This is a genomic window from Achromobacter sp. NFACC18-2 (assembly GCF_900108985.1).
GTDB lineage: Bacteria > Pseudomonadota > Gammaproteobacteria > Burkholderiales > Burkholderiaceae_B > Achromobacter.
In genome coordinates, this window is the sequence record NZ_FNYM01000008.1 from 193946 (window position 1) to 220431 (window position 26486).

Genomic DNA, 26486 nt, shown 5'->3' on the forward strand with positions numbered 1-26486 from the left:
CGGGCGTCGGCGGCCTCTGGACGGCCGCCGTCCCGATCAGGCTTCGCTCTGGTCTATCTCTTCCAGCGAGCCCTGCAGCTCCAGCCACTGCTCTTCCAGTTCCCCCATCCGCTTGCCGTGTTCGCCATGGTCCGACATGACCTTCTGGCGTTCGGCGCGGCGCGCGTCTGAATACAGGTCGGGATCGGCAATGATGGCATCCAGGGCGTGCAGTTTGGCGCGCAGCTTTTCCATTTCGGATTCCACCTTGGCCAGCTTGGATTCCAGGGGCTTGCGAAGGGCGGACAGGCGCTGCCGCTGCTCGGCTTCCGCGCGCCGTTGCGCCTTGCGGTCGACGACGGGCTCGCTGCCGTCGGCGCTTTCGCGCGCTTCCGCGCGCTCATCGGCATTGCGCGCCGCCAGCCAGTCCCGGTAGTCCTCCAGGTCGCCGTCGAACTCGCGCACCGCGCCGTCCGCCACGATCCAGAAGCTGTCCACGGTCGTGCGCAACAGGTGGCGGTCGTGCGACACCAGCAGCATGCTGCCGCCGAAATCGGCCAGCGCCGTGGCCAGCGCCTCGCGCGTTTCCACGTCCAGGTGGTTGCTGGGTTCATCCAGCAGCAGCAGGTTGGGCTTTTGCCAGACGATGAGCGACAGCGCGAGCCGCGCCTTTTCGCCGCCGGACATGGGGCCGACCTTGCTGGTCACCGTATCGCCCGAGAATCCGAATCCCCCGAGGTAATTGCGCAGTTCCTGTTCGCGCGCCTCGGGCGCCAGGCGGGCCAGGTGCGCGATCGGCGTGCTGTCCACGTCCAGCATGTCGAGCTGGTGCTGGTGGAAATAGCCGATCGCCAGGCCCCGCGACGCGCGGCGCTCGCCCGCCTGCACCGGCAGTTCTTCGGCCAGTGTCTTGATCAGCGTGCTCTTGCCGGCCCCGTTGGCGCCCAGCACGCCGACGCGGCTGCCCGCGCGCACCATCAGGGTCACGTCGCGCAGGATGGGCACGGCGTTGCCCTCGGCGTCCGTGTAGCCCGCCGACAGGTGTTCGAGCGTCAGCAGGGGGTCGGGCACCTGTTCGGGCGACGGGATGCGGATGTCGATGCCGGCTTCGGCCTGCAGCGGCGCCAGCACCTGCATGCGCGCCAGCGCCTTGACGCGGCTTTGCGCCTGCTTGGCTTTGGAGGCCTTGGCCTTGAAACGGTCGATGAAGCCTTGCAGCCGGGCCGTTTCGCGCGTCTGGCGTTCGTAGGCGATATTCGATTGGCGCAGGCGCTCGGCGCGCTGCGTCAGGAAGTCGCCGTAGCCGCCCCGATAGCGCGTCAGCTTGGCATGGTCAAAGTGCAGGATGGACCGCGCGACGGCGTCCAGGAATTCGGTGTCGTGCGAGATCAGCATGACGGTGCCTTCATAGGCCGCCAGCCATTTCTCCAACCACAGCATCGCGTCCAGATCCAGGTGGTTGGTGGGCTCGTCCAGCAGCAGCAGTTCGGACGGGGCCATCAACGCGCGGGCCAGCGCGAGGCGCATGCGCCACCCGCCGGAAAAGCTCTCGACCGGCTGCGTCCATTCCGCGGGCTTGAAGCCCAGGCCGGCAAGCAGCTGCTCGGCGCGCGAGGGCGCGCTCCAGGCGCCTGCCTCGACCAGCGCGGATTCCACCTCGGCGATCTGCGTGCCCTGATCGTCCGACAGCGCGGCACGCTGCGCCTGCAGCGCGCGCAGATGCGTGTCGCCGTCGATGACGAATTCGCGGGCAGGGCGGTCGTCGGCATGCAGTTCCTGCTCGACGCTGGCAATGCGCCAGCCGGCGGGCAGCGACAGCGTGCCGGCGTCCGGGTCCAGCGAGCCGGTCAGCAGCGCGAACAGCGAGGACTTGCCCGCGCCATTCTTGCCCACGATCCCCACCCGTTCACCCGGGTTCACGACGAATTCGGCGCCGTCCAGCAGCACCTTCGTGCCGCGGCGCAGGGTCAATCCAGTAGCGCGTATCACAGGGTCAATTGCTCGCGGGTCAGCAGCAGAAGCTGGTCCGAGGCTTCCTCGGTGTCCAGCCATACCGGCGAAAGCTGCGGGAAGGCAGCCTCGAAGAAATCCCGTTCATGGCCGATTTCCAGCACCAGCACGCCGTTTGGCGCCAGGTATTGCGGCGCCGCGGCCAGGATGCGGCGCACGAGATCCATGCCATCCTCGCCGCCGGCCAGAGCCAGTTGGGGCTCGTGCAGGTATTCCTGCGGCAGCACGTTCATGGAGCCGCTGTTCACGTACGGCGGATTGCAGACAATCACGTCGTATTGGCACGCGGGAAGGCTGTCGAACAGGTTGCTTTCGTGCAGGTCCAGCCGGTCGGCCAGACCATAATCGTCCACGTTGCGGCGCGCCACTTCCAGTGCGTCCGCCGAGACGTCCACGGCGTCCACGTGCGCATAGGGGAAGGCCAGCGCCGACAGGATCGCCAGGCAACCCGAGCCGGTGCACATGTCGAGCACGTTTTCCACGGCCAGTGCGTCCTGCACCCAGGGCGACAAGCCTGCGTCCAGCAGTTCCGCAATCGGCGAGCGCGGCACGATCACGCGCTTGTCCACATAGAACCGGTGGCCGCGCAGCCAGGCTTCGTTCGTCAGGTAGGCGGCGGGAACGCGCTCGGTCACGCGCCGGTCCAGCAGGTCCAGAACGCGCTCGCGTTCTTCGCGGACCACGCGGGCGTCCAGGAAGGGTTCCAGCGTGTCCAGCGGCAGGTGCAGCGCGTGCAGGGTCAGGTAGACCGCCTCGTCCCAGGCATTGTCGCTGCCGTGCCCGAGCGCCACCTGGGCGCCGTTCAGGCGCGAGACGCCGTAGCGGATCAGGTCGCGCACGGTCTGCAGTTCTTCGCGGGAGGTTGGATTCATATCAGGCATTCGGATCACCGCCCCAGGGGGTAACGGAAAAGCGCCCCCTGGAAAAGGGGGCTGAAAGCGCGCGCGGCGGGCGTTTTCGTCCCGCCGGCGCAGGCATCATGCGGGCAGCAGCAGGTTTTCCAGCGTGCGCCGATAGATGTTTTTGAGCGGGTCCAGCGAAGCGACTTCGATGCGCTCGTTGACCTTGTGGATCGTGGCGTTGCCGGGACCGAATTCGATGACCTGCGGGCAGATCTTGGCGATGAACCGGCCATCGGACGTGCCGCCGGTGGTCGAGAGTTCGGCGGTGATGCCGGTTTCGGCGTGGATCGCCTTCACCAAGGCGTCGGTCAGCGAACCGCGCGGCGTCAGGAAGGGTTCGCCGCCCAATTCCCAGTCCAGTTCATATTCCAGGCCGTGCTTGTCCAGCATCGCGTGCACGCGCTGCTTCAGGCTGTCCGGCGTGCTTGCCGTCGAAAAGCGGAAGTTGAACAGCGCCACGGCCTCGCCGGGCACCACGTTCGTGGCGCCCGTGCCCGAATTCAGGTTCGACACCTGGAACGTGGTGGGCGGGAAGTACTCGTTGCCCTGGTCCCATTCGATGCCGACGATCTCGGCCAGCGCCGGCGCCAACTGGTGCACCGGGTTACGCGCCAGGTGCGGGTACGCCACGTGGCCCTGGATGCCCTTGACCGTGAGCTTGCCCGACAAGGAGCCGCGGCGGCCGTTCTTGCACGTGTCGCCCAGCACCTCGCCGGAGGTCGGCTCGCCGACGATGCAGTAATCGAGCTGTTCGCCGCGCGCCTTCAGCGCGTCGCAGACGATGGCGGTGCCGTCGATGGACGGGCCTTCCTCGTCGGACGTGATCAGCAGGGCGATCGAACCGCCATGCTGCGGATGGGCCGCCACGAATTCCTCGGCCGCCACCACGAAGGCGGCGATCGAGCTTTTCATGTCGGCCGCTCCACGGCCGTACAGCCAGCCGTCGACCTCGGTGGGAACGAACGGGTCACTGTTCCACTTCTCGCGCGGGCCGGGGGGCACCACGTCGGTGTGGCCCGCGAAAACCGTCAGCGGCGCGGCGCTTCCGCGCCGGGCCCACAGGTTGGTGACGCCGCCCTGCGCGATGGTCTCGCACGTAAAGCCTATGCGTTCGAGCCGGGCGGCAATCGCCGCCTGGCAGTCTTCATCCGCCGGCGTCACCGAGGGACGGGCGATCAGGTCCTTGACCAGATCCAGTACGGCCGAATTGCTCATCAAGCCCTCAGCAGGTCGTTGATGCTGGTCTTGGCGCGGGTCTGCGCATCGACACGCTTGACGATGACGGCGCAGGCCAGGCTGTGCGTGCCGTCGGCGGACGGCAGCGAGCCGGGAACGACGACCGAACCCGACGGCACGCGGCCGTAGGTGATCTTGCCCGTGGCGCGGTCATAGATCTTGGTGCTTTGCGACAGGAACACGCCCATGGCCAGCACCGAGTTTTCTTCCACGACCACGCCTTCCACGACTTCCGAGCGCGCGCCGATGAAGCAGTTGTCTTCGATGATGGTGGGGTTGGCCTGCAGCGGCTCCAGCACGCCGCCGATGCCCACGCCGCCCGACAGGTGGACGTTCTTGCCGATCTGGGCGCACGAGCCCACGGTGGCCCAGGTGTCGACCATGGTGCCTTCATCGACGTAGGCGCCGATGTTCACGTAGGAGGGCATCAGCACCACGTTGCGGGCGATGTACGCGCCGCGGCGGGCCACGGCCGGCGGCACCACGCGGTAGCCGCCCTGCTTGAAGGCGTTGTCGCCGAATTCCGAGAACTTGAGCGGCACCTTGTCGTAGAACTGCAGCGGCGCCTGGCCCATGATGGCGTTGTCGTTCAGGCGGAACGACAGCAGCACGGCCTTCTTGATCCACTGGTGCACGACCCAGTCGTCATTGATTTTCTCGGCCACGCGCAGGCGGCCCAGATCCAGCCCGGCGATGGTTTGTTCCACCGCTTCGCGCACTTCGGCGCTGGCGTCGGTGGGCGACAGGTTGCCCCGGTTTTCCCAGGCTTGTTCAATGGTGGTCTGGAGGTCGAGAGTCATAGCGGCTCAGCTTTTAAAGGTTGATCAAACAGAAGTATGTACAAAATGGGCGATGCGCTCGGCCGCTTGCACGCAGTCGGCCAGAGGCGCTACCAGCGCGATGCGGATGCGGCCCTGGCCCGGATTCACGCCGTGTGCTTCCCGCGCCAGGAAACTTCCCGGCAGCACGGTAACACCGGTGCGGCCAAAAAGGTCGCGCACGAAGGCCGTATCCGAACCGGGCGTCGTCGCCCAAAGATAGAACGAGGCCTGCGGCCGCGACACATCCAGCACCTTCTGCAGGATGGGCACGACCGCGTCGAATTTTTCACGGTACTGGCGGCGGTTTTCCTTCACATGCGCCTCGTCCGTCCAGGCCGCGACGCTTGCCGCGGACACCAGCGGGCTCATCGCACTGCCATGATACGTTCGATACAGCAGGAAGCGGCCGATCAGCGCCGCGTCGCCCGCGACAAAGCCCGATCGCAGGCCGGGCACGTTGGAGCGCTTGGACAGGCTCGAAAACGCCACGAGGTTGCGGTAGTCGTCGCGGCCCAACCGGCGGGCCGCCTGCAGGCCGCCCAACGGGGGATCGCCCTCGTCCAGGTAGATTTCGGAATAGCACTCGTCCGACGCGATCACGAAGCCATGACGGTCGGACAGCTCGAACAGCATCTCCCATTCGTCCAGCGACATGACGTTGCCCGCCGGATTGCCCGGGGAACACACGAACACCAGGCGCGTCTTCTTCCAGACCTCGTCCGGCACCTGGTTCCAGTCGCTGCCGAAATTTCGCACTGGATCGGCGTTGACGAAGTAGGGCGTGGCGCCCGCCAGCAGCGTGGCGCCCTCGTAAATCTGATAAAACGGATTGGGGCAGATCACCACCGAGCCGGCCGACGGATCGATGACGGTCTGGGTGAAGGCAAACAGCGCCTCGCGCGAGCCCAGCGCCGGCAGCACCTGCGTCTCGGCGTCAGGCGCCGGGATGCTGTAGCGGCGCGCCAGCCACTCCGAGATCGCCCGGCGCAGGGCAGGGTCGCCCTTGGTGGACGGATAGACGGACAGCCCCGCGAGACTGTCGCGGATGGCCTGCGCCACGCGCTCGGGCGCGGCATGCTTGGGCTCGCCGATCGACAGATTGATGGGCGTAAGACCGTCCGGTTGCGAACTGGCAGAAGCCAGCAAAGCCCGCAATTTTTCGAACGGGTAGGGGTGTAGGGCATCGAGGCGCGGATTCATGACGCAAGATTTTAACAAGCAAGCTACAATAGCGGGCTTGGCCTATTGCGAAGGTGGCGAAATTGGTAGACGCACCAGGTTTAGGTCCTGACGCCGTAACAGGTGTAGGGGTTCGAGTCCCCTCCTTCGCACCAACTTTCTACATCGTTCCAAATCGCCGATCGGGTATCGCGAATACCTTCCACATCAACGATGCGGCTCATGATGTGTCTCAGGACGCGGCGCTTCGATGTATCGCTAGCTGACATTTGAATATTTAGATCGTTCACGTATTTAAATCGTTCACGGCGACCCGATCCCCAGCCCAGGACGACTTCCTGGCGTTCGTATCGCAATCCCACTTCCTCTCGGCGCCCACCGCTCCACAAAGACGCGATTGCGCGCGCCGATCCGCGTCCGGCAACTTCAAAACCGTCCTTACGCAACCACCTGCAACCACCTCGCGGCAACCCTGGCAAATGTGTCAATTTGAAACTGCTATATCTTTGTCGCAGGTATTCGTCCATAGTGGCTCCAGGGATAATTTTCCCGGTACATCAAGGACTTACATTGAAGATTGAAACTGGTATTGTGAAGTGGTTCAACAACGACAAGGGCTTCGGCTTTATCATGCCGGAGCTGGGTGGCAAAGACCTCTTCGCCCATTACTCTGAGATTCAGGGTGACGGACACAAGTCTCTTGAAGAGAACCAGCGTGTTTCGTTTGTTGCCGGCCAAGGCCAGAAGGGCCCCACGGCGACGATGATCAAAGCGATTTAATAGGCAGGTTGCTCGCGATAGTCGAGCAGCCTGTAGCAGGTAGCGGGGCCGGATCCTTTGAAGCAAAGGATCCGGCCCTTTGGTTTTGGGCGGCCTGACGCCCCCGTCTCCATCATTGCGCGTCGCCCGTTTGCCGGATCGTCCGGACTTTCAAGCGCGGCTATTTTGTTGAGGCCGGCTACGGCCGCTCGCGCATGGCAGACAAGAATCGTCAAGATTATCAATCCTTGACTGTTGCAATACGCGCTTGGCGATACCTTCTAGATTTCGTAATCCAGGAGTAGACATGTACTCGCTATCCAAGCGTTGCGGCGCCGAATTCTTCGGCACGTTCTGGCTGGTGCTGGGCGGTTGCGGGGCGGCCGTGCTGGCTGCAGGCTTTCCCGAACTTGGCATCGGTTTCGCTGGCGTCGCCTTGGCCTTCGGGCTCACGGTGCTGACCATGGCTTTTGCCGTGGGTCATATTTCCGGCGGGCACTTCAATCCCGCCGTCACCATCGGCTTGGTCGCAGGGGGGCGCTTTCCCGCCAAGGAGATCCTGCCCTACGTCATCGTCCAGGTCCTGGGCGCCATCGCGGCGGCCGCGGTGCTGGCGTGCATCGCCAACGGAAAGCTGGGCTTCGACCTGAAAGGCAGCCACTTCGCCGCAAACGGCTATGGCGCATTCTCGCCCGGCAAATATTCGCTGCTGTCCGCGCTGGTGACCGAGGTGGTGCTGACCGCGGGCTTTCTGTTCGTCATCCTGGGATCCACCAGCAAGCGGGCCCCTGCGGGGTTTGCTGCCATTCCGATCGGCCTGGCGCTGACGCTGATCCACCTGATCAGCATCCCGGTCACGAACACCTCGGTCAATCCCGCGCGCTCGACCGGACCCGCGCTGTTCGTGGGCGGGTGGGCACTGGAACAACTGTGGCTGTTCTGGGTCGCGCCAGTGGCGGGGGCGATCATCGGCGCCATCGCGTATCGGCTGGTCAGCGTGCCGGCCGAAGAGCGGGCGTAGGGGCGTCCGCCGGGCGGCAGATGAGGCAGGGGCGGGGCAGGTTGTACATTACGCACTATCACTTGCCTCATCTTTACAGGATTGCCCATCATGACCGCCCCAGAAGTCGTCATTTCTTCCTCGATCGCCTGCGCGAACGATCGTCCTTTCGTGCTGTTCGGCGGCATCAACGTGCTGGAATCCAAAGACCTTGCCCTGCGTGCCTGCGAGGAATACCAGCGCGTGACCGCCAAGCTCGGCATCCCCTATGTGTTCAAGGCCTCGTTCGACAAGGCCAACCGCTCGTCCATCCATTCGTACCGCGGCCCGGGCCTGGAAGAGGGCATGAAGATCTTCGAGGCCGTGAAAAAGGAGTTCGGCGTTCCCGTCATCACCGACGTGCACGAGCCCTGGCAGGCTGCCCCCGTCGCCGAAGTGGTCGACGTCCTGCAACTGCCCGCGTTCCTGGCTCGGCAGACCGATCTGGTCGTGGCGTTGGCCAAGACGCAGCGCATCGTCAACATCAAGAAGCCGCAATTCCTGAGCCCCACGCAGATGCTCAATATCGTCGAGAAATTCACCGAGGCCGGCAACGACAAGCTGATCCTCTGCGATCGCGGCACCAGCTTCGGCTACGACAATCTCGTGGTGGACATGCTGGGTTTTGGCGTCATGAAAAAAGTGTCCGGCAACCGCCCCCTGATCTTCGACGTGACGCATGCGCTGCAACAGCGTTCGGCGCTGGACGCGGCGTCGGGCGGGCGCCGCGAGCAGGTGGCGGAATTGGCCCGCGCGGGCATGGCGGTCGGCCTGGCGGGCCTGTTCCTGGAAGCCCATCCGGATCCCAAGAACGCAAAATGCGACGGCCCCAGCGCGTTGCCGCTGGACAAGCTCGAACCCTTCCTGACCCAGCTCAAGCAGCTGGACGACCTGGTGAAGTCCTTTGCACCCATCGACATCGAACCTTGATATCGGCGGTCATCTCGGATACGCCAAGCTGTTATACGATCCAGGCCACACAATAGGGAGGCCTGGATGTCTTTGTATGTGATCGTCGCCGTGCGCAAAGAGGCCGTGAGCGGCCATATCGCCTACGTGCGCTGGGGGCAGGCCGTGCGCGGCGTGCCCGGATGGATTTCGGAACCCACGACCGCCGCGGCTTCCGAAGTCATCGAACTCATCAAGGATGGCGCGGAAGTCGAAACGGCGATCAGCGTGGACGGCCTGACCGTCGCATCGCGCGCGGTGCGCGTGCTGGTGGATGACGGCGGGCGCGAGCACCTTGCGTCGGTGCCGGTGCCCAGCTCCACCCTGCACACGCTGTTCGACCTGCCCGAGTTCTGACCGGCCACCAGCCCTAGCGGCGGCCCTCGGCGAAATTGCGCAGCGCCTCGCCGGCCATCCGGTAGCGCACCCACTCGTCCTGCGGCAGAGCGCCGATGGATTGGTAGAAGTCGATGGCGGGCTGGTTCCAGTCAAGCACGCTCCATTCCAGCCGCCCGCAGCCATTGGCGACCGCTTCTTGCGCCAGGTGGCGCAACAGGTCGCGGCCGGCCCCGATGCCGCGGTGCTCTGGCGTGACGTACAAATCCTCCAGATAAATGCCGTTCTTTCCCAGCCACGTGGAATAGCTGTAGAAGTAGACGGCATAGCCAATGGCCTTGCCATCCAGCAGGCACATCAGCGCCCGCGCGGGCGCGCCTTCGGCGAACAGGGTGCGCCTGACGTCTTCGGCGCTGGCGATCACCTCGTGGGCCGCGCGTTCGTAAACGGCCAGTTCGGTGATGAAAGCATGGATCTGGGCCGCGTCCGACGGAGCGGCGGGACGGATTTCGATATTCACGGAGCATTCCTGTTTATGGGGATGGCTATCCTACCCGCTATTGGGTGCGAGGGCAGGCCGGCATGTCGGGAATACCCTTGTTGCGCGGCGGGCCACCTGGCGCGACGCTTGATCGGGATTGTGCCTAGAGTCCGGTTCCGCATTCCCGAGGGTTTCCTCAATGCCCGAGATCGCTCCTGCCCCCGGTAAAACGTCCCCGCCTGCCGGGAGCCGCCGGCGGTTTTCCTGGATCTGGCTGGTGCCGATCATTGCGGCGGTTGGCGGCTTGCTGCTCGTGCTGCGGGTCTGGATGGAGGCGGGCCCGGAGGCCACGATCAGCTTCCAGACCGCGGAAGGGCTGGAGTCTGGCAAGACGCAGGTCCGCTACAAAGAAGTGAATGTGGGCATCGTGCAGCGCGTGGCGCTCAATCCGGACCGCACGGGCGTCGTGGCGACGGTACGGCTCAACAAGGAGGCGGCCGGTCTCCTGCAGGAAGGAACCGTGTTCTGGGTGGTGCGCCCGCGCCTTACCCTGAGCGGCGTCTCGGGGCTGAGCACCTTGTTATCCGGCGCATACATCGGCCTGGATCCGGCTGGCCACAACGCCAAGGACGTACCCGAGAAGGCTACCAAGTTTTCCTTCGTCGGGCTGGAGGTCCCGCCCGAAGTGACACAGGATCGCCCGGGCAAGCGGTTTACCTTGAAGGCCCATGATCTCGGCTCGCTGGACATTGGATCGCCCGTGTATTACCGGCGCATCTCGGTCGGGCAGGTGGTGGGCTATCGCCTGGACAGCAGCGGCAAGGGGGTCGACATCCAGGTGTTCGTCGATGCGCCCAATGACGCCTATGTCAACGAAGGCACGCGTTTCTGGAACGCGAGCGGCGTGGATTTCTCGGTGGACTCCAGTGGTTTGGAAGTGCGGTCGCAATCGCTGCTGTCGGTGATCGTGGGCGGCGTGGCCTTCGATACCATCGACACGCGTCTGCATGCCGCGGCCAAGCCCAATGCCTCCTTCCCCATCTACTCGTCCGAAACGGCCGCGCGTGCGCAGCCAGACGGCTTGCCGCTGCGCATACGCATGCGGTTTGACCAGTCGGTGCGGGGGCTGTCCGTCGGCGCGCCCATTGACGCATTCGGCGCCCCCGTCGGCCAGGTGGATTCCATCGGCCTGGAGCTCGATCGGACAACCAATCAGTTCTACGCGCTCGTGGGCGCCACCCTCTATCCCGAGCGACTGGGCGCCAAGACGTTTGAAGAAATCCGGGAGTTTTCGGGGGCCTCGCTGGAACATCCCAGCGGCAAACTGATGGCGGCCATGATCGATCGCGGCCTGCGCGCGCAGTTGCGCATCGGCAACTTGCTGACGGGCCAACTGTATGTCGCCATGGCGGTGTTTCCCGATGCCGATCCGGCCACGTTCAAAATGGAAGAAGCGCCCTTCATCCCGACCGTGCCAAACAATCTGGATCAGTTGCAGCTCCAGCTAAACAGCATCCTGACCAAGCTCGACCGGATTCCCTTCGATGGGCTGGGCGCCGAAGTGGGCAACCTGCTGCAGGGGACGTCCAGGCTGGTCAAGCGGCTGGACACGCAGTTGGCGCCCGAGGCGTCCGCCATGTTGCGTCAGGCCGGCAGATCGCTTGCCGTCGTGGGCGGAATGCTCAGTCCCGACGCGGGTCTGCCTGTCAATACGGCCACGCTGCTGCAAGAGCTTGCCCGCACGGCCCGGTCGTTGCGCGAATTGGCCGACTACCTGCAGACCCATCCGGGCTCTTTGTTGCGCGGCCGGGCGCCCGATACCGTGCCGGCGCGCGCCCCCGCTCGCTAGGCGGCCGCGATTGGCCGGGAACGCCACTTGCTGGGAATCCTGGGGAGCCCTCTGCCAGTCTGGGTAGGGCGCCGCGTCACAGGGGAGATTCAGCATGGACCATAGTGAAATGATGGCGCGCATGATTACGCTGCCGGTTGCGCCGGGCAGGTTCGACGGATGGGATGGCGTGCTCTCTACCCTGGCGGATTGCCTGTTGCAGGTGCAGGGAAAACTATCCGAAGCCGAAATGAAGCGTTTCCTGGATGTGGGCGCGCTGGTGTACCGGACCTGCTGCCAGGACGAAGCGCGTCAGCGCTGGACCCCCGAGGAAATGGCGGCATATCACCGCAAGGCCCCGCTCGACGCCTGAGGCGCGGGACAATGGGGGCGAGCCAACAAAGGGGGCGAGTCAATACAGGCACTGCCGCAGCGCGAAGGTCCGGCCGAACGCTCTGACCTCGTCGCCATCCACCGACGCCGACACATCCCAACGGTCGTCGCGGGTGACCAGAATGGACTGGCTGGAGCAGGCGTGGCGCAGCGCGAACTGCCAGAAGGCCGCCTCCGACCCCTCGGGCGCAAGATCGTGCGGCCCGATCTGCAGACGGGAAGGGCGGGGGGTGACGCCCAGCGACCACTTCAAGGCGATGGCCAGGAAAGCGAAGCGCGCCGACATCGAGGCGGGCTGGATGCACAGGACTCGGATCTTGTTGCTCATGGCCATCACCCTGGCTGATCAGGTGAAACCAGCGTAGCAAAGGCGGGCACGCCAATCCATACCGCGTTTGGTCGACGCGCCGCAACCGTGTGTCGATAACGCCTGTTGCTAGAATGGCCCGCCGCGCAACGCCGGCAGTCAAAGGAGCCGATCATGTCCCGAACCGTCGTGAATCCCGATACGGTCTTCAATTCCGTGCAGTACGGCTTCAGCCAGGCCGTCATCGTGACCGGGCAGCGCCGGATGCTGCTGTCGGGCCAGGTCGGCGTCGATGCCAACGAGCGCACGGTTGGCCCGGGCCTGCAGGTGCAGACCGAAGCCGCCCTGGACAACATCGAGCGGGTCCTGGCGGCCGCGGGCGGCAATCTGGCGCAGGTCATCATGCTGCGCATCTACATCTGCGATACGGTCCGCACCGAACAGGAGGTCGTCGCGCAGGCGCTGCGCGACCGCTTCAAGGTCGACCCGCCCCCGTCTTCGTGGATCATCGTCAGCGGCCTGTCGCTGCCGGAATGGCTGATCGAGATCGAGGCGGAAGCGATGCTGGACTGACCAGCCGCGCCGGCCTGCTAGACCGACGCTTCCCGCCAGGGTGGCGCGGCGAACGCGGCGCGCAGGCTCGCCAGGAATCCGGCGGTACGCGCGGACAGCTCCTGCCGCGACTTCACCAGCGCCACCACATTCGCATCGGGCAGGTTCCACTCCGCCAGCAAGGGGACGAGCGCGCGCGTGCGCAGATGTGCGGCCACGTCCCATTCCGACCTTGCCACGATGCCGTGCCCGGCCAGCGCCCATTCCAGCGCCGTCGCCCCCGCGTTGCTGGACAGGATCGGCGCAATGCGCACACCCATGGCGGCTCCGTGCGCATGCCTGAACCGCCAAAGCGTCACGTCCTCGTCGTTTTCCCGCAAGGCGATGCAGTCGTGATTGCGCAGGTCTTCCGGCTTGGCAGGCGCACCGCGCCGCGCCAGGTAGACAGGCGATGCGCACAAGATGCGCCGGTTGGGCGCCAGGGGATGGGCGACGAGTGCGGAATCGCGCAACTCGCCGATATGCACCATGACGTCCCAATCGTCCGAGGCCAGGCGGGGAGGGCCGTCCGACAGCGTGAGGCTGGCCGTGACGTCTTGGCTGGCGGAACGAAAGTCCGCCACCAGCCCGGCAATGAATCGCTGACCGAAACCCAGCGGTGCGACCACACGAAGATGGCCCGCCACCACGCCGCGGCGCCCCGCAAGCTCATCGGCCAGATCGCCCAGCTCGTTGCAGATCTGCCCGGCGCGCATGGCCAGGAGGCGACCCTCATCGGTCAGCGCGATGCCGCGCGCGGACCGATTGACCAGCCGCACCCCCAGGCGCCTTTCCAGCGCGTGCAGCCGCTGCGTGACGGCTGGCGGCGTCACGTCCAGCGAGCGCGCCGTCTGGGCGAGCGAGCCGGCCGCTGCAAGGCACAGGAAAAAGCGCAGGTCCTCGGTAGTCAGCATTTAGGCAGACCTTAATGGAAGATTAATATTGGATTAAACATGGGAAGCCGTATCCGCGCCATACTCCGTGCTGATTCGCGCGGGCCGTGATGCCCGCCCTTACTGTTTCGTCCAAGAGACTGCCATGAACCTGGAAAGCGCCACGCGCACGCTGGACTCCCTGGAAACGCCTTGCCTGCTGCTCGACGAAGCGCGCATGACGCGCAATATCGAACGCCTGAATGCCCTGATGGCCAGGCACGGCGTCACCTTGCGCCCCCACCTGAAGACGCCCAAATCCATGGAGGTCGCCCGCCGGCTCATGGCAACGCCCCAGGGGCCGGCCGCCGTGTCGACCCTGCAGGAGGCCGAGCAATTCGCCGCCGCGGGCGTCACGGACCTCCTGTATGCGGTCGGCGTGTCGCCCGCCAAGCTGGACCGCGTGGTGGCATTGCGCCAGCGCGGCGTCGACCTGACCGTGGTGGTGGACAGCGTCGAGGCGGCGCGGGCCGTGGCGGCACGATCCAGAGCGGCCGGCCTGTGCATTCCGGCGCTCATCGAAATCGACTGCGACGGGCACCGCGCCGGCGTGCAGCCCAAGGACACAGACCGTCTGCTGGCGATTGCCCGCGCATTGCATGACGACGTCGGCTGCCTGCGTGGCGTCATGACGCACGCCGGTGAGTCCTATGGCTGCCGCACCGTCGAGGCCATTGCAGACATGGCCGAACAGGAGCGCTGGGCCGCCGTGAGCTGTGCGCAGGCAATCCGTTCAGCGGGCCTGCCGTGCCCGGTCGTGAGCGTCGGATCCACGCCTACCGCGCACTTTGCGCGCCATCTCGACGGCGTGACCGAAGTCCGCGCGGGGGTCTACGTGTTCTTCGATCTGGTCATGGCCGGATTGGGCGTATGCCACGTCGACGACATCGCCGCCACGGTGCTGACCACCGTGATCGGCCACCAGCCCGAAAAAGGCTGGATCCTGGTCGACGCCGGCTGGATGGCCCTGTCGCGCGACCGGGGCACCGCCAAGCAGCCGGTGGATCAGTTGTATGGGCTGGTATGCGATGTGGATGGCCAGGTCTATCCGGATGTGCTGCTGGCCGAAACCAACCAGGAGCAGGGCATCATCAAGCTGCGCGCCGGCAGCACCGCTGTCCTGCCCGATCTGCCCATCGGCGCCAAATTGCGCATCCTGCCCAATCATGCGTGCGCCACCTGCGCACAGCACGACGCCTATGAAGTCGTGAGGCCCGGGGAGCCGGGCGTGGTGGCGCGTTGGGAGCGATTCCGCGGCTGGTAGGCCGTCCGCCGGGGGCGGGCGCCGCCTATAATGCGGGCGCCTCAATGCCTTCGGCGGAGACCGTCTCCATGCACTACGAGTATCTGTTCTGGTCCATGGCCGCCCTGGTCGCCGCCGCGCTGGCGGGCGGCGCGTTGTGCGGCCGGCTGCATTCGGTCAGACACCTGGTGACGGGAGTGGTTGCGCTGGCGGCGGCCATCTTCGTGGCGGTGCTGCTGATGGCGCGCCAGGGCGGCTTCAGCGATCTGGCGGCGATGCTGTCCATCGCCGCCTTCATGTTCAGCCTGGTCATTGCCGCCGCGGCATCGCTGCTCACACGCCGCATCCTGCAACGCCGCCGGGCGGATCGTCCCTAGCGCCGCCCAAGGTCTGAACGGTCCGCTCTCCGTTTGGCGGTCCAGGCCGTCATTCTTCCGCGTCGTAATCCTCGTCCTCTTCGTCGTCCTCGTCCTGCTCGAGGGCGTCGTAGCCCTTCCAGGTGATGCGCCAGCGCGTCGCGCCCGCGGTCGCCGCCGTCTCGCTGATCTGTTTGACCAGGCCGGCATCTTCCAGCAGGTCAAGGTGATGCGCGATGAGTTGCAGGCCTTGTTCTTCGGGATGCGGCGCGAGCGCGGCATTCTTGATGTCGTGGGTGCTCAGGTTGGGGCCCGGCGCGTCGCGCAGAGCCCCCAGGATCGTGACGACCAGATCGAAATCGCGTTGCATGATGTCCACCATGAAGGGATAAAAAGAACACGATGACAATAGCAGACTTCGGCTGCAGCAATAGGACGGCGAGCGCGCCTGCGTTACAGTCCGGGGTTCTCGATAAACCACACTCGAATACACCATGAAAAAACCCGCAGAACGGGACTGCCTGGCAGTCGTCCCCGGCTACACGGGCCAGGCCGCCAAGCTGTTTCTCTCGCGCGGCGAGGATGAGCGCATCGACGGGGTGACCGTCTACGACCTGCTGGGGCACGTCAAGCAGCAGGGCGACGCCGACGCGGCGGCGTCCTGGGTGGGCGAATGGCTCGCCCAAGAGGCCGACAACCGCAAGGCCCGCCGCACACAGCTCCAGGCCCAACTGTTCCTCTGCAAACTGGCGGGCGACGAGAAGGCCGCATTCCTCGCGGCACAGAAGCCGCTGGCCCGCGTCCTGACCGCCGCCGGGGTGCGCTGCCGCAGCGTGGCGGCCACTTCGGGTGCTGCGCGCCCTTCGCTTGGTCCGAATGTCAAGAAACGATAGCCCAAGGCTGTTATAGTCGCGCCTGGGCGTGCGTGTGCACCTGCGCGGTGCGTGCCCAGGCGGGCCAGGCCCGCAAATCAAGGAAGATGGAAATGGAAATACTCAGTCGGCACGTTGCCGACGTAGCGGGCGGCGTAGAGCTGCATACCACGCTGGATGGCGAGAGCATCAGCGCCTATGTCGTCATGGGCGTCACCGATCTCAATGCAATCGCAGACATCGTGCCGCGCGAAAAAGTCGACGCCGGAGCGGACATACACGCTGCTAATGTCGACAATGTTGATAATGCGCAAGAACAGATCGACCAAGTCCTGGAAAATATGAACCCCGGCGACGTGGCGGTTTTCCTTTGCTCGGGCCCCGATGCATTTGGTGCGGCGCTCGACTTGTTGGGTTTACCTATCGAAGAGTAAGCCTGGCGGCAAACCATGGTGTCATCCAAACGGCGTATTGAAGGTTGTGCGCACTTTTGATGGCATTTATATAAGCCCTGTTTGTTTTTTTGGTTGTATGGGTGTTAACACCTATGCAGGGCTTCTTGTTGCCTAAATAAACGTGCGAAATAACTGCGCAGTTTCTCTTTGTTGCATTATTGGCACGTATTTTTTAGGATTATGTTGACTTGTGAGGGGAACATAACGATAGTATCGGCACACGATCACAAGCGTTGCGATTTTCGATCAGTGCCGTGCCTTTTCCGGCTCAGCGTTATTGTTCTACTGTCCCCTCCTTGATTGATTCGTGACCTCCGGGCATTTGCCCATTATCTCTAGGAAATACAGTATGGAAACCGGCGTCGTTAAGTGGTTCAATTCGGAAAAGGGCTATGGCTTCATCACCCCGGAAGCGGGTGGCAAGGATCTGTTCGCTCACTTCTCCGAAATTCAGGGCTCGGGCTTCAAGTCTCTGGAAGAGAACCAGCGCGTCAGCTTTGTGACGGCCAATGGCCCCAAGGGCCCGCAAGCCACGAAGATTCAGGTCCTGTAAGGTTCTGATTTTTCGCAAAAAAGCCCCCTCGTGGGGCTTTTTTTGTTTTTGGTCGATATGCGCGGCGGCCGATCAAAGTGCGCCACGCGTTGTGCGACCCCCGTTGTTTTTTATCTTGCCTTCAGGACTCGCCGCCTCCATGACCGCCACATCCGACTTGCCTATTGCCACACAGCCACAGGAAGTGGCGCAATTCTGGCTGGATGCCGGCCCCAAGCAGTGGTTCAACAAAAGTGCGCAGTTCGATGCGGAATTCAAAGCCCGCTTCGAGCAAACGCACATGGCGGCCGCGGCGCGCCAGTTGGATGGCTGGCTCGATGAGCCGACGGGCGCCCTGGCGCTGATGATTCTCCTGGACCAGTTCCCCCGTAACGCCTATCGCGATACCGGGCACATGTTCGCGACCGATGCTCTCGCGCTGCATTTTGCCGAGCGAGCGATCGCGGCGGGGCATGACCTGAAGGTGGATGCCGTCGTCCGCCAGTTCTTTTATCTTCCCTTCGAACATGCCGAGAACCTGGCCGCGCAGGACCGTGGCGTCTCCCTGATGGAACCGCTTGGCCCCGAGTCCCTGCGCTGGGCCGTCCTGCATCGCGACATCATTGCGCGCTTCGGGCGCTTCCCGCACCGTAACGCGGCCCTGGGGCGCCAGACGACCCCGGCCGAGCTTGCGTTCCTGGATTCGGGCGGGTTTGCGGGGTAGCCCGCACCGCACGGTATCCACCTGTATCGGTGGGTGGCAAGTTGAAAATTTTCCCTGTCCAAGCGCTTGCGGTTTGCCCTGTTTTGCTGGTGCAGAGCGGCTGCGCGCGGGGAAAAGCAGCCCTTTCGGCTATTTGACGTTTTTCGACGTTCGCCAATAAACTGATTTCAGCGAGATTCTCAAGCGACGCGGTCTGCGTTCTCCTTGGTCGCCGTCAGTGGTGCCGCGGTTGCTATCCTCTCCCATCCTTGATGATCTGGCGCCCCGCGAGCAATCGCTTTTTTAGGTCAAGGACATCCCCATGGCAACCGGCATCGTCAAATGGTTCAACGCCGAAAAGGGTTATGGCTTCATCATGCCCGACGACGGCAGCAAGGATCTTTTCGCTCACTACTCCGAAATCCGTAGCGAAGGCTATAAGTCGCTTCAAGAGAACCAACGCGTCACGTTCGACGTTGGAACCGGTCCCAAGGGTCCCAGCGCCAAGAACATCAAGGTCGCGGCCTGAGGCCTCCAGGGTCGCGCACCGGGCTCCCAATGTTCTAGCCCTGAATAGAACAATCCCCACTCAGCGCACGGCTTCGTGGGGATCGGGTTGGTTTTCTAGCAAGCCTCCACCTTTTGCGTGGGGCTTTTTTTTGTCCCGGCTGCTCAGTGCTTGGGGCTGCTGGTCGACAGTTTGTCCACGAGCGCGATGCCGAGGGCGGACAAGATGAAGATGGCGTGGATGATCGTCTGCCACATGACGCCGGCTTCCGTGAAGCGCGCGTTCGGCATGCCGATGGTGCCCGCTTCGATGAAGGTGCGCAGCAGGTGGATCGACGAGATGCCGATGATCGCCATTGCGAGCTTGACCTTCAGCACACTGGCGTTCACGTGGCTAAGCCATTCAGGCTGGTCGGGATGGTTCTGCAGCCGCAGGCGGGACACAAAAGTCTCGTAGCCGCCCACGATCACCATGACCAGCAGGTTGGAGATCATGACGACGTCGATGAGCCCCAGCACGATCAGCATGATCTCCATTTCGCCAAAGCTGGTGGCGTGAGTCACGAGGTGCCACAGTTCCTTGAGGAACAGCAGGACATAGACGCCCTGCGCGACGATCAGGCCCAGGTAGAGCGGTAACTGCAGCCAGCGCGAGCTGAAGATCAGGCTGGGAAGCAGGCCCAGGCGAGGAGGGGAATTCGGGATCATATTGGGTGCGAGCCGATGTTGTTTGCGAAAAAAAGCGCGGCGGCAATTCTATCAATGCCACAAGACAGGCGGTCATCTGTTTTAGCTGAACTCCGTCAGCCTCACGAGCTGCCTAGCATGGCTCCCTCGGGATTGCTCGGCTTTTATGTAAGCGAAATTCGCATTTGCGAAACTCTGTGCCGGAATACTTCGAAAGCTTTGGGCGTATATAGAATTGCCGCCTCGTTTGCATAGAACAAGTCAATAGGAGTTTGTTCCCATGAAGATTCGCTACACCGTCGCCGCGCTGGCAGTTGCGCTCGCGCCTTACTCGGCCGCGCAGGCCCTGGACATCGGAGGGCTCGTGGGTGCCGGCGCCAAGGTGGTCCAGGCGGCCACGCTGAGCGATGCCGAGATCAAGACCCTGTCGGACAAGGCGTGCGCGCAGAGCGACTCGCAGGAAAAGATCGCGGCGCCGGGCAGCAAGTACGACGCCCGCCTGCAGAAGATCGCCAAGTCGCTGGGCGGGACGGTCAATGGCCAGAAGGCGAGCTACAAGGTCTACCTGACCAAGGACGTCAACGCGTGGGCCATGGCCAACGGCTGCATCCGCGTGTACAGCGGCCTGATGGACATGATGTCCGATGATGAAGTGATGGGCGTGGTGGGCCATGAAATCGGCCACGTGGCGCTGGGCCACTCGAAAAAGGCCATGCAGACCGCCTACACGGTTTCGGCCGCGCGTGACGCAGCGGGCGCGGCGGGCGGCTCGACGGTCGCGGCGCTCAGCTCCTCGCAGCTCGGCGACCTGACCGAAAAGTTCATCAACGCGCAATTCTCGCAGTCGCAGGAAAGCGCGGCGGACGATTATTCGTTCGATCTGCTGCAATCCAAGAAGCTCAATACCCGCGGCCTGGTGACCGCATTCCAGAAGCTCGCCGAGCTGGATGGCGGCAAGAGCGATATGATGAGCTCGCACCCGTCCTCGGCCAAGCGCGCGCAACACATCGAAGACCGCATCGCCAAGGCCAAGTAACCTCGCAGCCAGGCGTCCGTCCTCGCTTTTTGGGCGAAAAATGGGGCGCGAGCATCCGGGCAAATCCGGGGCTCGCGCCTCTTTGCGTCAGGGTTCCGGAAGTTTCCGGTAAAATGCCGCGTTTATCCGCCCGTAATCTCATCTCTCGGAAAATAGGTCTTTTAATGCAGCCTGTGGTTGAAACCCTCTCCGGCCTGGAGCGCCGTGTTGATCTGGCCGTCTCGGTGGCCGACGTCGAAAAGGAAGTCCAGGCGCAATTGAAGCGCGTGGCTCGCACCGCCAAGGTTCCGGGCTTTCGCCCGGGCAAGGCGCCGCTCGCCATGCTCGAGCGCAGCCATGGCCCCAGCATCCGCTACGACGTGATCAATAGCCAAGTTGGCCGTGCCTTTGAACAGGCCATCGACGGCGCCAAGCTGCGCGTCGCTGGCGCCCCGAATCTCGAACCCAAGACGGAAGGCGTCTCCGACGACACGCTGGCGTTCACCGCCACGTTCGAGGTCTACCCCGAAGTCGCGGTGCCGGACCTGTCCACCCTGGCCGTCACCCGCTACGAAACCGCCGTCACCGACGCCGAAGTGCAGCAGACCCTGGACGTGCTGCGCAAGCAGCGCGCCACGTTCGAAGCCCGTGAAGGCCGTGCCAGCGCCGACGGCGACCGCGTCACGCTGGATTTCGCCGGCACCATCGACGGCGTGCCCTTCGAAGGCGGCAAGGCCGAAGACTTCCCGTTCGTGCTCGGCCAAGGCCGCATGCTGCCGGAATTCGAAGAAGCCGCCCGCGGCCTGAAGGCTGGCGAAACCAAGGTTTTCCAGCTCAAGTTCCCCGATGACTACCAAGGCGTGGAAGTCGCCGGCAAGACCGCCGAATTCACCATCACCATCAAGGAAGTGGCTGAAGGCGTCCTGCCCGAACTGAACAGCGAATTCGCCAAGTCCCTCGGCCAAGCTGAAGGCGACGTCGAAAAGCTCAAGGCCGACATCCGCAGCAACATCGAACGTGAAGTGAAGGTCCGTTCGCAAGGCCGCACCAAGTCCAGCGTCATGGACGCCCTGGTCGAAGCCGGCAAGTTCGATGTGCCGAAGGCCCTGGTCGACAACGACGTGCAAAGCCGTGTCGCCGCTGCCCGCGAAGAGCTCAAGCAGCGCGGCGTGCCGAACGCCGAATCCGTGCCGATTCCGGCCGAAGCCTTCTCGACCGAGTCCGAGCGCCGCGTCCGCCTGGGCCTGCTGGTCTCCGAACTGGTCAAGCAAGCCCAGCTCCAGGCCAAGCCGGAACAGGTCCGCGCGCGCATCGAAGAATTCGCCCAGAACTACGAACAACCCGCCCAGGTTGTCAGCTATTACCTGGCAGACCGCCAGCGTCGTGCTGAAATCGAGGCTATCGTGCTGGAAGACAACGTCGTCGCGCACGTGTTGGAAAAGGCCAAGGTCACCGACGAAAAGGTGCCTTTCGATCAGTTGATGGGGATGGCGTAACACTATGCAGAGATTCACCGATTTCTATGCGGCAATGAATGGCGGGTCTTCGGTGACCCCCACCGGCCTGGGCTACATTCCCATGGTGATCGAGCAGTCGGGGCGCGGCGAGCGCGCCTACGACATCTATTCGCGTCTGCTCCGCGAACGGCTCATTTTCCTGGTGGGGCCGGTGAACGACGCCACGGCCAATCTGGTCGTGGCCCAGTTGCTGTTCCTGGAATCGGAGAATCCTGACAAGGACATTTCCCTGTACATCAACTCGCCCGGCGGGTCGGTGTACGCGGGAATGGCCATCTTTGACACCATGCAGTTCGTCAAGCCGGACGTGTCCACCCTGTGCACCGGCCTTGCGGCCAGCATGGGCGCGTTCCTGCTGGCGGCTGGCAAGAAGGGCAAGCGTTTCACGCTGCCCAACTCGCGCATCATGATTCACCAGCCGTCCGGCGGCGCCCAGGGGCAAGCGTCGGACATCCAGATCCAGGCCCGCGAAATCCTGGACCTGCGCGAGCGCCTGAACCGCATCCTCTCCGCCAACACGGGGCAGAGCATGGAGCGCATCGAGCAGGATACGGAACGTGACAACTTCATGTCGGCCGAAGATGCGGTATCGTATGGACTGGTGGACAAGGTCATGGCCTCCCGGTCCGAAGGCTGACTTCCCGGTTGATTCTGACCCGCTGCCATCATGTTTGAGTAAGCGCATGCGCTAGGTCGTTTGCCCGACCTGGCGCATCTTTACCTGAGATACGAAAGAAATATGCCTGAAAAAAAGGGATCGGCAGACGCTAAGGTGCTGCATTGCTCGTTTTGCAATAAAAGCCAGCACGAAGTCCGCAAGCTGATCGCGGGTCCGTCGGTATTCATCTGCGATGAATGCATAGATTTGTGCAACGACATCATCCGCGAGGAAGCGCAGGCCACTGCGCGCGCGGCGATTCGTTCCGAGCTGCCCACTCCGGCCGAAATCAAGACCTTCCTCGACCAGTACGTCATCGGGCAAACCTCGCCCAAGCGCATGCTGGCCGTGGCCGTCTACAACCACTACAAGCGCATTCGGCACGGCGAAATCAAGGGCGACGAAGTCGAGCTCTCCAAGAGCAACATCATGCTCATCGGGCCCACCGGCTCGGGCAAGACGCTCCTGGCCCAGACGCTGGCTCGCATGCTGAACGTGCCTTTCGTGATGGCCGACGCCACGACGCTGACCGAAGCCGGCTACGTGGGTGAAGACGTCGAAAACATCATTCAGAAGTTGCTGCAGAACTGCAACTATGAAGTCGAGAAGGCGCAGCGCGCCATCATCTACATCGATGAAATCGACAAGATTTCCCGCAAGTCCGACAACCCGTCCATCACCCGTGACGTGTCCGGCGAAGGCGTGCAGCAGGCCTTGCTCAAGCTCATCGAAGGCACGGTCGCCTCGGTGCCCCCGCAGGGCGGCCGCAAGCATCCCAACCAGGACTTCGTCCAGGTGGATACCACGAACATCCTGTTCATCGTGGGCGGCGCCTTCGACGGACTGGAAAAGGTCATCCGCGACCGCACGGAAAAGTCCGGCATCGGCTTCTCGGCGTCGGTACGCGCCAAGTCCGAACGCGGCGTGGGCGAGCTCTTCTCCGAAGTCGAGCCCGAAGACCTGATCAAGTTCGGCCTCATCCCTGAACTGGTCGGTCGCCTGCCGGTGGTCGCGACGCTGGACGAGCTGGACGAAGCCGCGCTGGTCCAGATCCTGACCGAGCCCAAGAACGCCTTGCTCAAGCAGTTCCAGAAGCTGTTCGCCATGGAAGGCGCCGAGCTCGACGTGCGGCCTGCCGCACTCAAGGCCATCGCCCGCAAGGCGCTTCGCCGCAAGACGGGCGCGCGCGGGCTGCGCTCCATCATCGAGCAGGCACTGCTCGACACCATGTATGACCTGCCGTCCCAAGGCAACGTCAAGCGCGTGGTGCTCGACGAGAACGCCATCGAAGGCGAGGGCAAGCCCCTGCTGATCTACGCGGATGAAAACGCCGCGCCAGAGAAGCCGGAGCGCGGAGAAGTCCGCGACGCCGCTGCCTGATATTTCAAAAAAGCCCGTTCTCGTAACGGGTTTTTTTGCCTAGGGCGCTTCTCCATCCCAAAACACGCTTTTCAGTCGGCTGTCATGGCCGCATACTGGAAGCGCTCCAGGGCCTTATTTGGGGCCTTTTTGGTGATCCAGGCGGCCGAGATCTTGAATTTTCGGCTATTGTTCCCATAACAGACGTAATTGACGAGATTGCTCGGGTATTCCCGGGTGTCCCGTCCCCATACGCCGAGTCATACCGAGGAACCCCATATGTCTGCCAGCCAGACCCTGCCTTCCGACCCGATCGACCTCCCCCTGCTGCCGCTGCGCGATGTCGTAGTGTTCCCGCACATGGTCATCCCGCTGTTCGTCGGCCGTCCGCGCTCCATCCGCGCGCTCGAGGTTGCGATGGAAGCGGGCAAAAGCATCATGCTGGTGGCCCAAAAATCCGCCGGCAAGGATGACCCCACGCCTGAAGACGTCTACGAAATCGGCTGCGTCGCCGGCATCCTGCAGATGCTCAAGCTGCCTGACGGCACCGTGAAGGTGCTGGTCGAAGGCACGCAGCGCGCGCGCATCAACAGCATCGAAGATGCCGATTCGCACTTCACCTGCCAGGTGTCGCCGATCGAGCCGGACGCCATGCAAGGCTCCGAAACCGAAGCCCTGCGCCGCGCCATCGTTGCGCAATTCGAGCAGTACGTAAAACTCAACAAGAAGATCCCCCCGGAGATCCTGACCTCGCTGGCTGGCATCGATGATGCCGGTCGCCTGGCCGACACGATTGCCGCGCATCTTCCCCTCAAGCTCGAGCAGAAGCAAAAGATGCTCGAGATCGTCGGCACCTCCGAACGCCTGGAAGGCCTGCTCACGCAACTCGAAACCGAAATCGACATCCTCCAGGTCGAAAAGCGGATTCGCGGCCGCGTGAAAAAGCAGATGGAAAAGAGCCAGCGCGACTACTACCTGAATGAGCAGGTCAAGGCCATTCAGAAGGAACTGGGCGAAGGCGAAGAGGGCGCGGACATCGAAGAGCTCGAAAAGAAGATCATCGCTGCCCACATGCCCAAAGAGGCGCGCAAGAAGGCCGATGCCGAGCTCAAGAAGCTCAAGCTCATGTCGCCCATGTCGGCCGAGGCCACCGTGGTGCGCAACTACATCGACACGCTCATCAATCTCCCCTGGAGAAAGAAGAGCAAGATCAACAATTCGATCAGCAACGCCGAAACGGTGCTGGACAACGACCACTATGGCCTGGAAAAGGTCAAGGAACGGATCCTGGAATACCTTGCCGTGCAACAGCGCGTGGACAAGGTGAAGGCGCCGATCCTGTGCCTGGTCGGCCCTCCGGGCGTGGGCAAGACCTCGCTCGGCCAGTCGATCGCCAAAGCCACGAACCGCAAGTTCGTCCGCATGGCGCTGGGCGGCGTGCGCGACGAGGCCGAGATCCGCGGTCACCGTCGTACGTACATCGGTTCCATGCCGGGCAAGATCGTGCAGAACATGTCGAAGGTCGGCGTGCGCAATCCGCTGTTCCTGCTGGATGAAATCGACAAGCTGGGCATGGATTTCCGCGGCGATCCCTCGTCGGCGTTGCTCGAAGTGCTGGATCCGGAACAGAACCACACGTTCCAGGACCACTACATCGAAGTCGACTTCGACCTGTCGGACGTCATGTTCGTGGCGACCAGCAACACGCTGAACATCCCGCCGGCGCTGCTCGACCGCATGGAAGTGATCCGCCTGTCGGGTTACACCGAGGAAGAAAAGATCCACATCGCCCGCGACCATCTGCTGCCCAAGCTGATGAAGAACAACGGCGTGAAGGATACCGAGCTGACTGTCGATGACAGCGCGCTGCGCGACATCGTGCGCTACTACACCCGCGAAGCCGGTGTGCGTGCGCTCGAGCGCGAGGTCGGCAAGATCTGCCGCAAGGTCATCAAGCAATTGCTGACCCAGAGCGATCGCGCCAAGGCCGAAGGCAAGGCGCCGGAGGTCAAGGCTGTCAACGTCACGGCAGACAATCTCAGCGATTACCTGGGTGTGCGTCGCTACGCGTTCGGCATGGCCGAGAAGGAAAACCAGATCGGCCAGGTCACGGGTCTGGCGTGGACGGAAGTCGGCGGCGACCTGCTGACGATCGAAGTCGCGGACATGCCCGGCAAGGGCGTCATCCAGCGCACGGGCTCGCTCGGCGATGTGATGAAGGAATCGGTTGAGGCCGCGCGCACGGTTGTGCGTTCGCGGGCCCGTCGTCTTGGCTTTGCCGACAGCGTGTTCGAAAAGCACGACATGCACGTGCACGTGCCTGAAGGCGCGACTCCCAAGGACGGTCCGTCCGCGGGTATCGCGATCACCACCGCCATGGTATCGGCCCTGTCGCGCATCCCGGTGCGCGCCGACGTCGCCATGACGGGCGAGATCACGTTGCGCGGCGAAGTGCTGCCGATCGGCGGCCTGAAGGAAAAGCTGCTGGCGGCCCATCGTGGCGGTATCAAGACGGTTCTGATCCCGGAAGAAAACGTCAAGGATTTGGCGGAGATCCCGGACAACGTCAAGAACCACCTCGAGATCGTGCCGGTGCGCTGGATTGACAAGGTGCTGGAGCTTGCCCTGGAGCGTCTGCCCGAACCGCTCGCCGAGGAAGAAGCCGTCAAGGAGTCTTTGGTGGCCAAGCCGGCCGATCCGGGGTCGACCGATCCGGTCATGAAGCACTGATCGCAGCTTGAACCCCGGGCGCCTTCGAAAGAGGGCGCCCGATCCAGATCAGGATATCCCGGGCCAGCCCTGGCGTCCCAATACGAAAACCCCGCTCGATGTTTGAGCGGG

General features: G+C 63.5%; 29 protein-coding genes and 1 tRNA gene. 20 read left to right on the forward strand and 10 right to left on the reverse strand.

Annotation, left to right across the window (positions count from 1 at the left end):
- Positions 1-36: 36 nt before the first annotated feature.
- From BMW75_RS14635 to dapC, 5 genes are all read right to left on the reverse strand, one after another.
- The gene (locus BMW75_RS14635) at positions 37-1968 is read right to left on the reverse strand and encodes an ABC-F family ATP-binding cassette domain-containing protein (RefSeq protein ID WP_092580294.1); all 1932 of its coding nucleotides are present in this window, start codon (positions 1966-1968) and stop codon (positions 37-39) included.
- Positions 1965-2861 (reverse strand): 50S ribosomal protein L3 N(5)-glutamine methyltransferase, encoded by an 897-nt coding sequence (prmB, locus tag BMW75_RS14640; RefSeq protein ID WP_092580296.1) that lies wholly within the window; start codon positions 2859-2861, stop codon positions 1965-1967. Before prmB ends, BMW75_RS14635 begins: the two co-directional genes overlap by 4 nt.
- 105 nt (positions 2862-2966) lie before the next feature.
- Complete coding sequence (gene dapE, locus BMW75_RS14645) at positions 2967-4106, reverse strand: succinyl-diaminopimelate desuccinylase (RefSeq protein WP_092580298.1); 1140 nt, start codon at positions 4104-4106, stop codon at positions 2967-2969.
- Positions 4106-4927 carry a 2,3,4,5-tetrahydropyridine-2,6-dicarboxylate N-succinyltransferase gene (gene dapD, locus BMW75_RS14650; RefSeq protein ID WP_076520373.1) on the reverse strand — a complete coding sequence of 274 codons (822 nt, stop codon included), beginning with the start codon at positions 4925-4927 and terminating at the stop codon, positions 4106-4108. The genes dapE and dapD overlap by 1 nt, the downstream gene beginning before the upstream one ends.
- A 24-nt stretch (positions 4928-4951) precedes the next feature.
- The gene (dapC, locus tag BMW75_RS14655) at positions 4952-6148 is read right to left on the reverse strand and encodes a succinyldiaminopimelate transaminase (RefSeq protein WP_175493167.1); all 1197 of its coding nucleotides are present in this window, start codon (positions 6146-6148) and stop codon (positions 4952-4954) included.
- A 47-nt stretch (positions 6149-6195) separates the two neighbouring features.
- Between dapC and BMW75_RS14660 the strand changes: the two genes are divergently transcribed.
- The 5 genes from BMW75_RS14660 (at position 6196) to BMW75_RS14680 (ending at position 9230) form a co-directional block, all read left to right on the forward strand.
- Positions 6196-6282, forward strand: a tRNA-Leu gene (locus BMW75_RS14660).
- A gap of 415 nt (positions 6283-6697) precedes the next feature.
- A complete protein-coding gene (locus BMW75_RS14665) occupies positions 6698-6907 on the forward strand; it encodes a cold-shock protein (RefSeq protein ID WP_076520375.1) in 210 nt (69 codons plus the stop codon).
- Positions 6908-7193: 286 nt separating this feature from the next.
- A complete protein-coding gene (aqpZ, locus tag BMW75_RS14670; RefSeq protein ID WP_092580301.1) occupies positions 7194-7907 on the forward strand; it encodes an aquaporin Z in 714 nt (237 codons plus the stop codon).
- A gap of 90 nt (positions 7908-7997) precedes the next feature.
- Positions 7998-8855 carry a 3-deoxy-8-phosphooctulonate synthase gene (gene kdsA, locus BMW75_RS14675; protein WP_076520377.1) on the forward strand — a complete coding sequence of 286 codons (858 nt, stop codon included), beginning with the start codon at positions 7998-8000 and terminating at the stop codon, positions 8853-8855.
- 66 nt (positions 8856-8921) lie between these two features.
- Entirely contained in the window at positions 8922-9230 is a 309-nt protein-coding gene (locus BMW75_RS14680) for a DUF3892 domain-containing protein (RefSeq protein ID WP_076520378.1), read from the forward strand.
- 13 nt (positions 9231-9243) lie between these two features.
- Here BMW75_RS14680 and BMW75_RS14685 read toward each other — a convergent pair whose 3' ends face one another.
- On the reverse strand, positions 9244-9729 hold the full coding sequence (locus BMW75_RS14685) for a GNAT family N-acetyltransferase (RefSeq protein WP_076520379.1): 486 nt from the start codon (positions 9727-9729) through the stop codon (positions 9244-9246).
- 160 nt (positions 9730-9889) lie between these two features.
- Here BMW75_RS14685 and BMW75_RS14690 point away from each other — a divergent pair, with 160 nt between their 5' ends.
- Both BMW75_RS14690 and BMW75_RS14695 read left to right on the forward strand, forming a co-directional pair.
- Positions 9890-11539 (forward strand): PqiB family protein, encoded by a 1650-nt coding sequence (locus tag BMW75_RS14690; RefSeq protein WP_175493168.1) that lies wholly within the window; start codon positions 9890-9892, stop codon positions 11537-11539.
- Between the two features lie 94 nt (positions 11540-11633).
- Positions 11634-11891, forward strand: a complete 258-nt coding sequence (locus tag BMW75_RS14695) for a hypothetical protein (RefSeq protein ID WP_076520381.1) — start codon at positions 11634-11636, stop codon at positions 11889-11891.
- 39 nt (positions 11892-11930) lie between these two features.
- On the opposite strand, the gene BMW75_RS14700 is transcribed toward BMW75_RS14695, so the two are convergent.
- A complete protein-coding gene (locus BMW75_RS14700) occupies positions 11931-12239 on the reverse strand; it encodes a hypothetical protein (protein ID WP_076522050.1) in 309 nt (102 codons plus the stop codon).
- A gap of 153 nt (positions 12240-12392) precedes the next feature.
- On the opposite strand from BMW75_RS14700, the gene BMW75_RS14705 reads away from it, so the two are divergent.
- Complete coding sequence (locus tag BMW75_RS14705) at positions 12393-12791, forward strand: RidA family protein (protein WP_076520382.1); 399 nt, start codon at positions 12393-12395, stop codon at positions 12789-12791.
- A gap of 17 nt (positions 12792-12808) precedes the next feature.
- On the opposite strand, the gene BMW75_RS14710 is transcribed toward BMW75_RS14705, so the two are convergent.
- Positions 12809-13723, reverse strand: coding sequence for a LysR family transcriptional regulator (locus BMW75_RS14710; RefSeq protein WP_092580304.1), 915 nt, complete (start codon positions 13721-13723; stop codon positions 12809-12811).
- A gap of 124 nt (positions 13724-13847) precedes the next feature.
- On the opposite strand from BMW75_RS14710, the gene BMW75_RS14715 reads away from it, so the two are divergent.
- Positions 13848-15005 carry a DSD1 family PLP-dependent enzyme gene (locus BMW75_RS14715; RefSeq protein WP_092580306.1) on the forward strand — a complete coding sequence of 386 codons (1158 nt, stop codon included), beginning with the start codon at positions 13848-13850 and terminating at the stop codon, positions 15003-15005.
- Between the two features lie 68 nt (positions 15006-15073).
- On the forward strand, positions 15074-15361 hold the full coding sequence (locus tag BMW75_RS14720) for a hypothetical protein (protein WP_092580308.1): 288 nt from the start codon (positions 15074-15076) through the stop codon (positions 15359-15361).
- Between the two features lie 49 nt (positions 15362-15410).
- Here the strand turns inward: BMW75_RS14720 and BMW75_RS14725 are convergent, their stop codons facing one another.
- Positions 15411-15710 carry a DUF2513 domain-containing protein gene (locus tag BMW75_RS14725; RefSeq protein ID WP_076522051.1) on the reverse strand — a complete coding sequence of 100 codons (300 nt, stop codon included), beginning with the start codon at positions 15708-15710 and terminating at the stop codon, positions 15411-15413.
- Positions 15711-15834: 124 nt separating this feature from the next.
- Between BMW75_RS14725 and BMW75_RS14730 the strand changes: the two genes are divergently transcribed.
- The 5 genes from BMW75_RS14730 to BMW75_RS14750 all read left to right on the forward strand — a co-directional run bounded on the left by BMW75_RS14730 (position 15835) and on the right by BMW75_RS14750 (position 18431).
- Entirely contained in the window at positions 15835-16233 is a 399-nt protein-coding gene (locus BMW75_RS14730; protein ID WP_092580310.1) for a hypothetical protein, read from the forward strand.
- A gap of 92 nt (positions 16234-16325) precedes the next feature.
- Positions 16326-16646, forward strand: coding sequence for a hypothetical protein (locus BMW75_RS14735; RefSeq protein ID WP_076520388.1), 321 nt, complete (start codon positions 16326-16328; stop codon positions 16644-16646).
- A gap of 370 nt (positions 16647-17016) precedes the next feature.
- Positions 17017-17220 (forward strand): cold-shock protein, encoded by a 204-nt coding sequence (locus BMW75_RS14740; protein ID WP_006220190.1) that lies wholly within the window; start codon positions 17017-17019, stop codon positions 17218-17220.
- A gap of 139 nt (positions 17221-17359) precedes the next feature.
- Entirely contained in the window at positions 17360-17923 is a 564-nt protein-coding gene (locus BMW75_RS14745; RefSeq protein ID WP_092580312.1) for a DUF924 family protein, read from the forward strand.
- Positions 17924-18224: 301 nt separating this feature from the next.
- Positions 18225-18431 (forward strand): cold-shock protein, encoded by a 207-nt coding sequence (locus BMW75_RS14750; protein ID WP_042794090.1) that lies wholly within the window; start codon positions 18225-18227, stop codon positions 18429-18431.
- Between the two features lie 143 nt (positions 18432-18574).
- Here the strand turns inward: BMW75_RS14750 and BMW75_RS14755 are convergent, their stop codons facing one another.
- Positions 18575-19117 carry a TIGR00645 family protein gene (locus tag BMW75_RS14755; RefSeq protein WP_092580314.1) on the reverse strand — a complete coding sequence of 181 codons (543 nt, stop codon included), beginning with the start codon at positions 19115-19117 and terminating at the stop codon, positions 18575-18577.
- A gap of 259 nt (positions 19118-19376) precedes the next feature.
- Between BMW75_RS14755 and BMW75_RS14760 the strand changes: the two genes are divergently transcribed.
- The 5 genes from BMW75_RS14760 (at position 19377) to lon (ending at position 26375) form a co-directional block, all read left to right on the forward strand.
- On the forward strand, positions 19377-20132 hold the full coding sequence (locus BMW75_RS14760) for a metalloprotease LoiP (protein WP_076520391.1): 756 nt from the start codon (positions 19377-19379) through the stop codon (positions 20130-20132).
- Between the two features lie 164 nt (positions 20133-20296).
- Complete coding sequence (gene tig, locus BMW75_RS14765) at positions 20297-21607, forward strand: trigger factor (protein WP_092580316.1); 1311 nt, start codon at positions 20297-20299, stop codon at positions 21605-21607.
- Positions 21608-21611: 4 nt separating this feature from the next.
- On the forward strand, positions 21612-22265 hold the full coding sequence (gene clpP / locus BMW75_RS14770) for an ATP-dependent Clp endopeptidase proteolytic subunit ClpP (RefSeq protein WP_092580318.1): 654 nt from the start codon (positions 21612-21614) through the stop codon (positions 22263-22265).
- Between the two features lie 102 nt (positions 22266-22367).
- Positions 22368-23666, forward strand: coding sequence for an ATP-dependent Clp protease ATP-binding subunit ClpX (gene clpX / locus BMW75_RS14775; protein ID WP_056318854.1), 1299 nt, complete (start codon positions 22368-22370; stop codon positions 23664-23666).
- A gap of 258 nt (positions 23667-23924) precedes the next feature.
- Entirely contained in the window at positions 23925-26375 is a 2451-nt protein-coding gene (gene lon / locus BMW75_RS14780) for an endopeptidase La (RefSeq protein WP_076520395.1), read from the forward strand.
- Positions 26376-26486 lie beyond the last annotated feature (111 nt).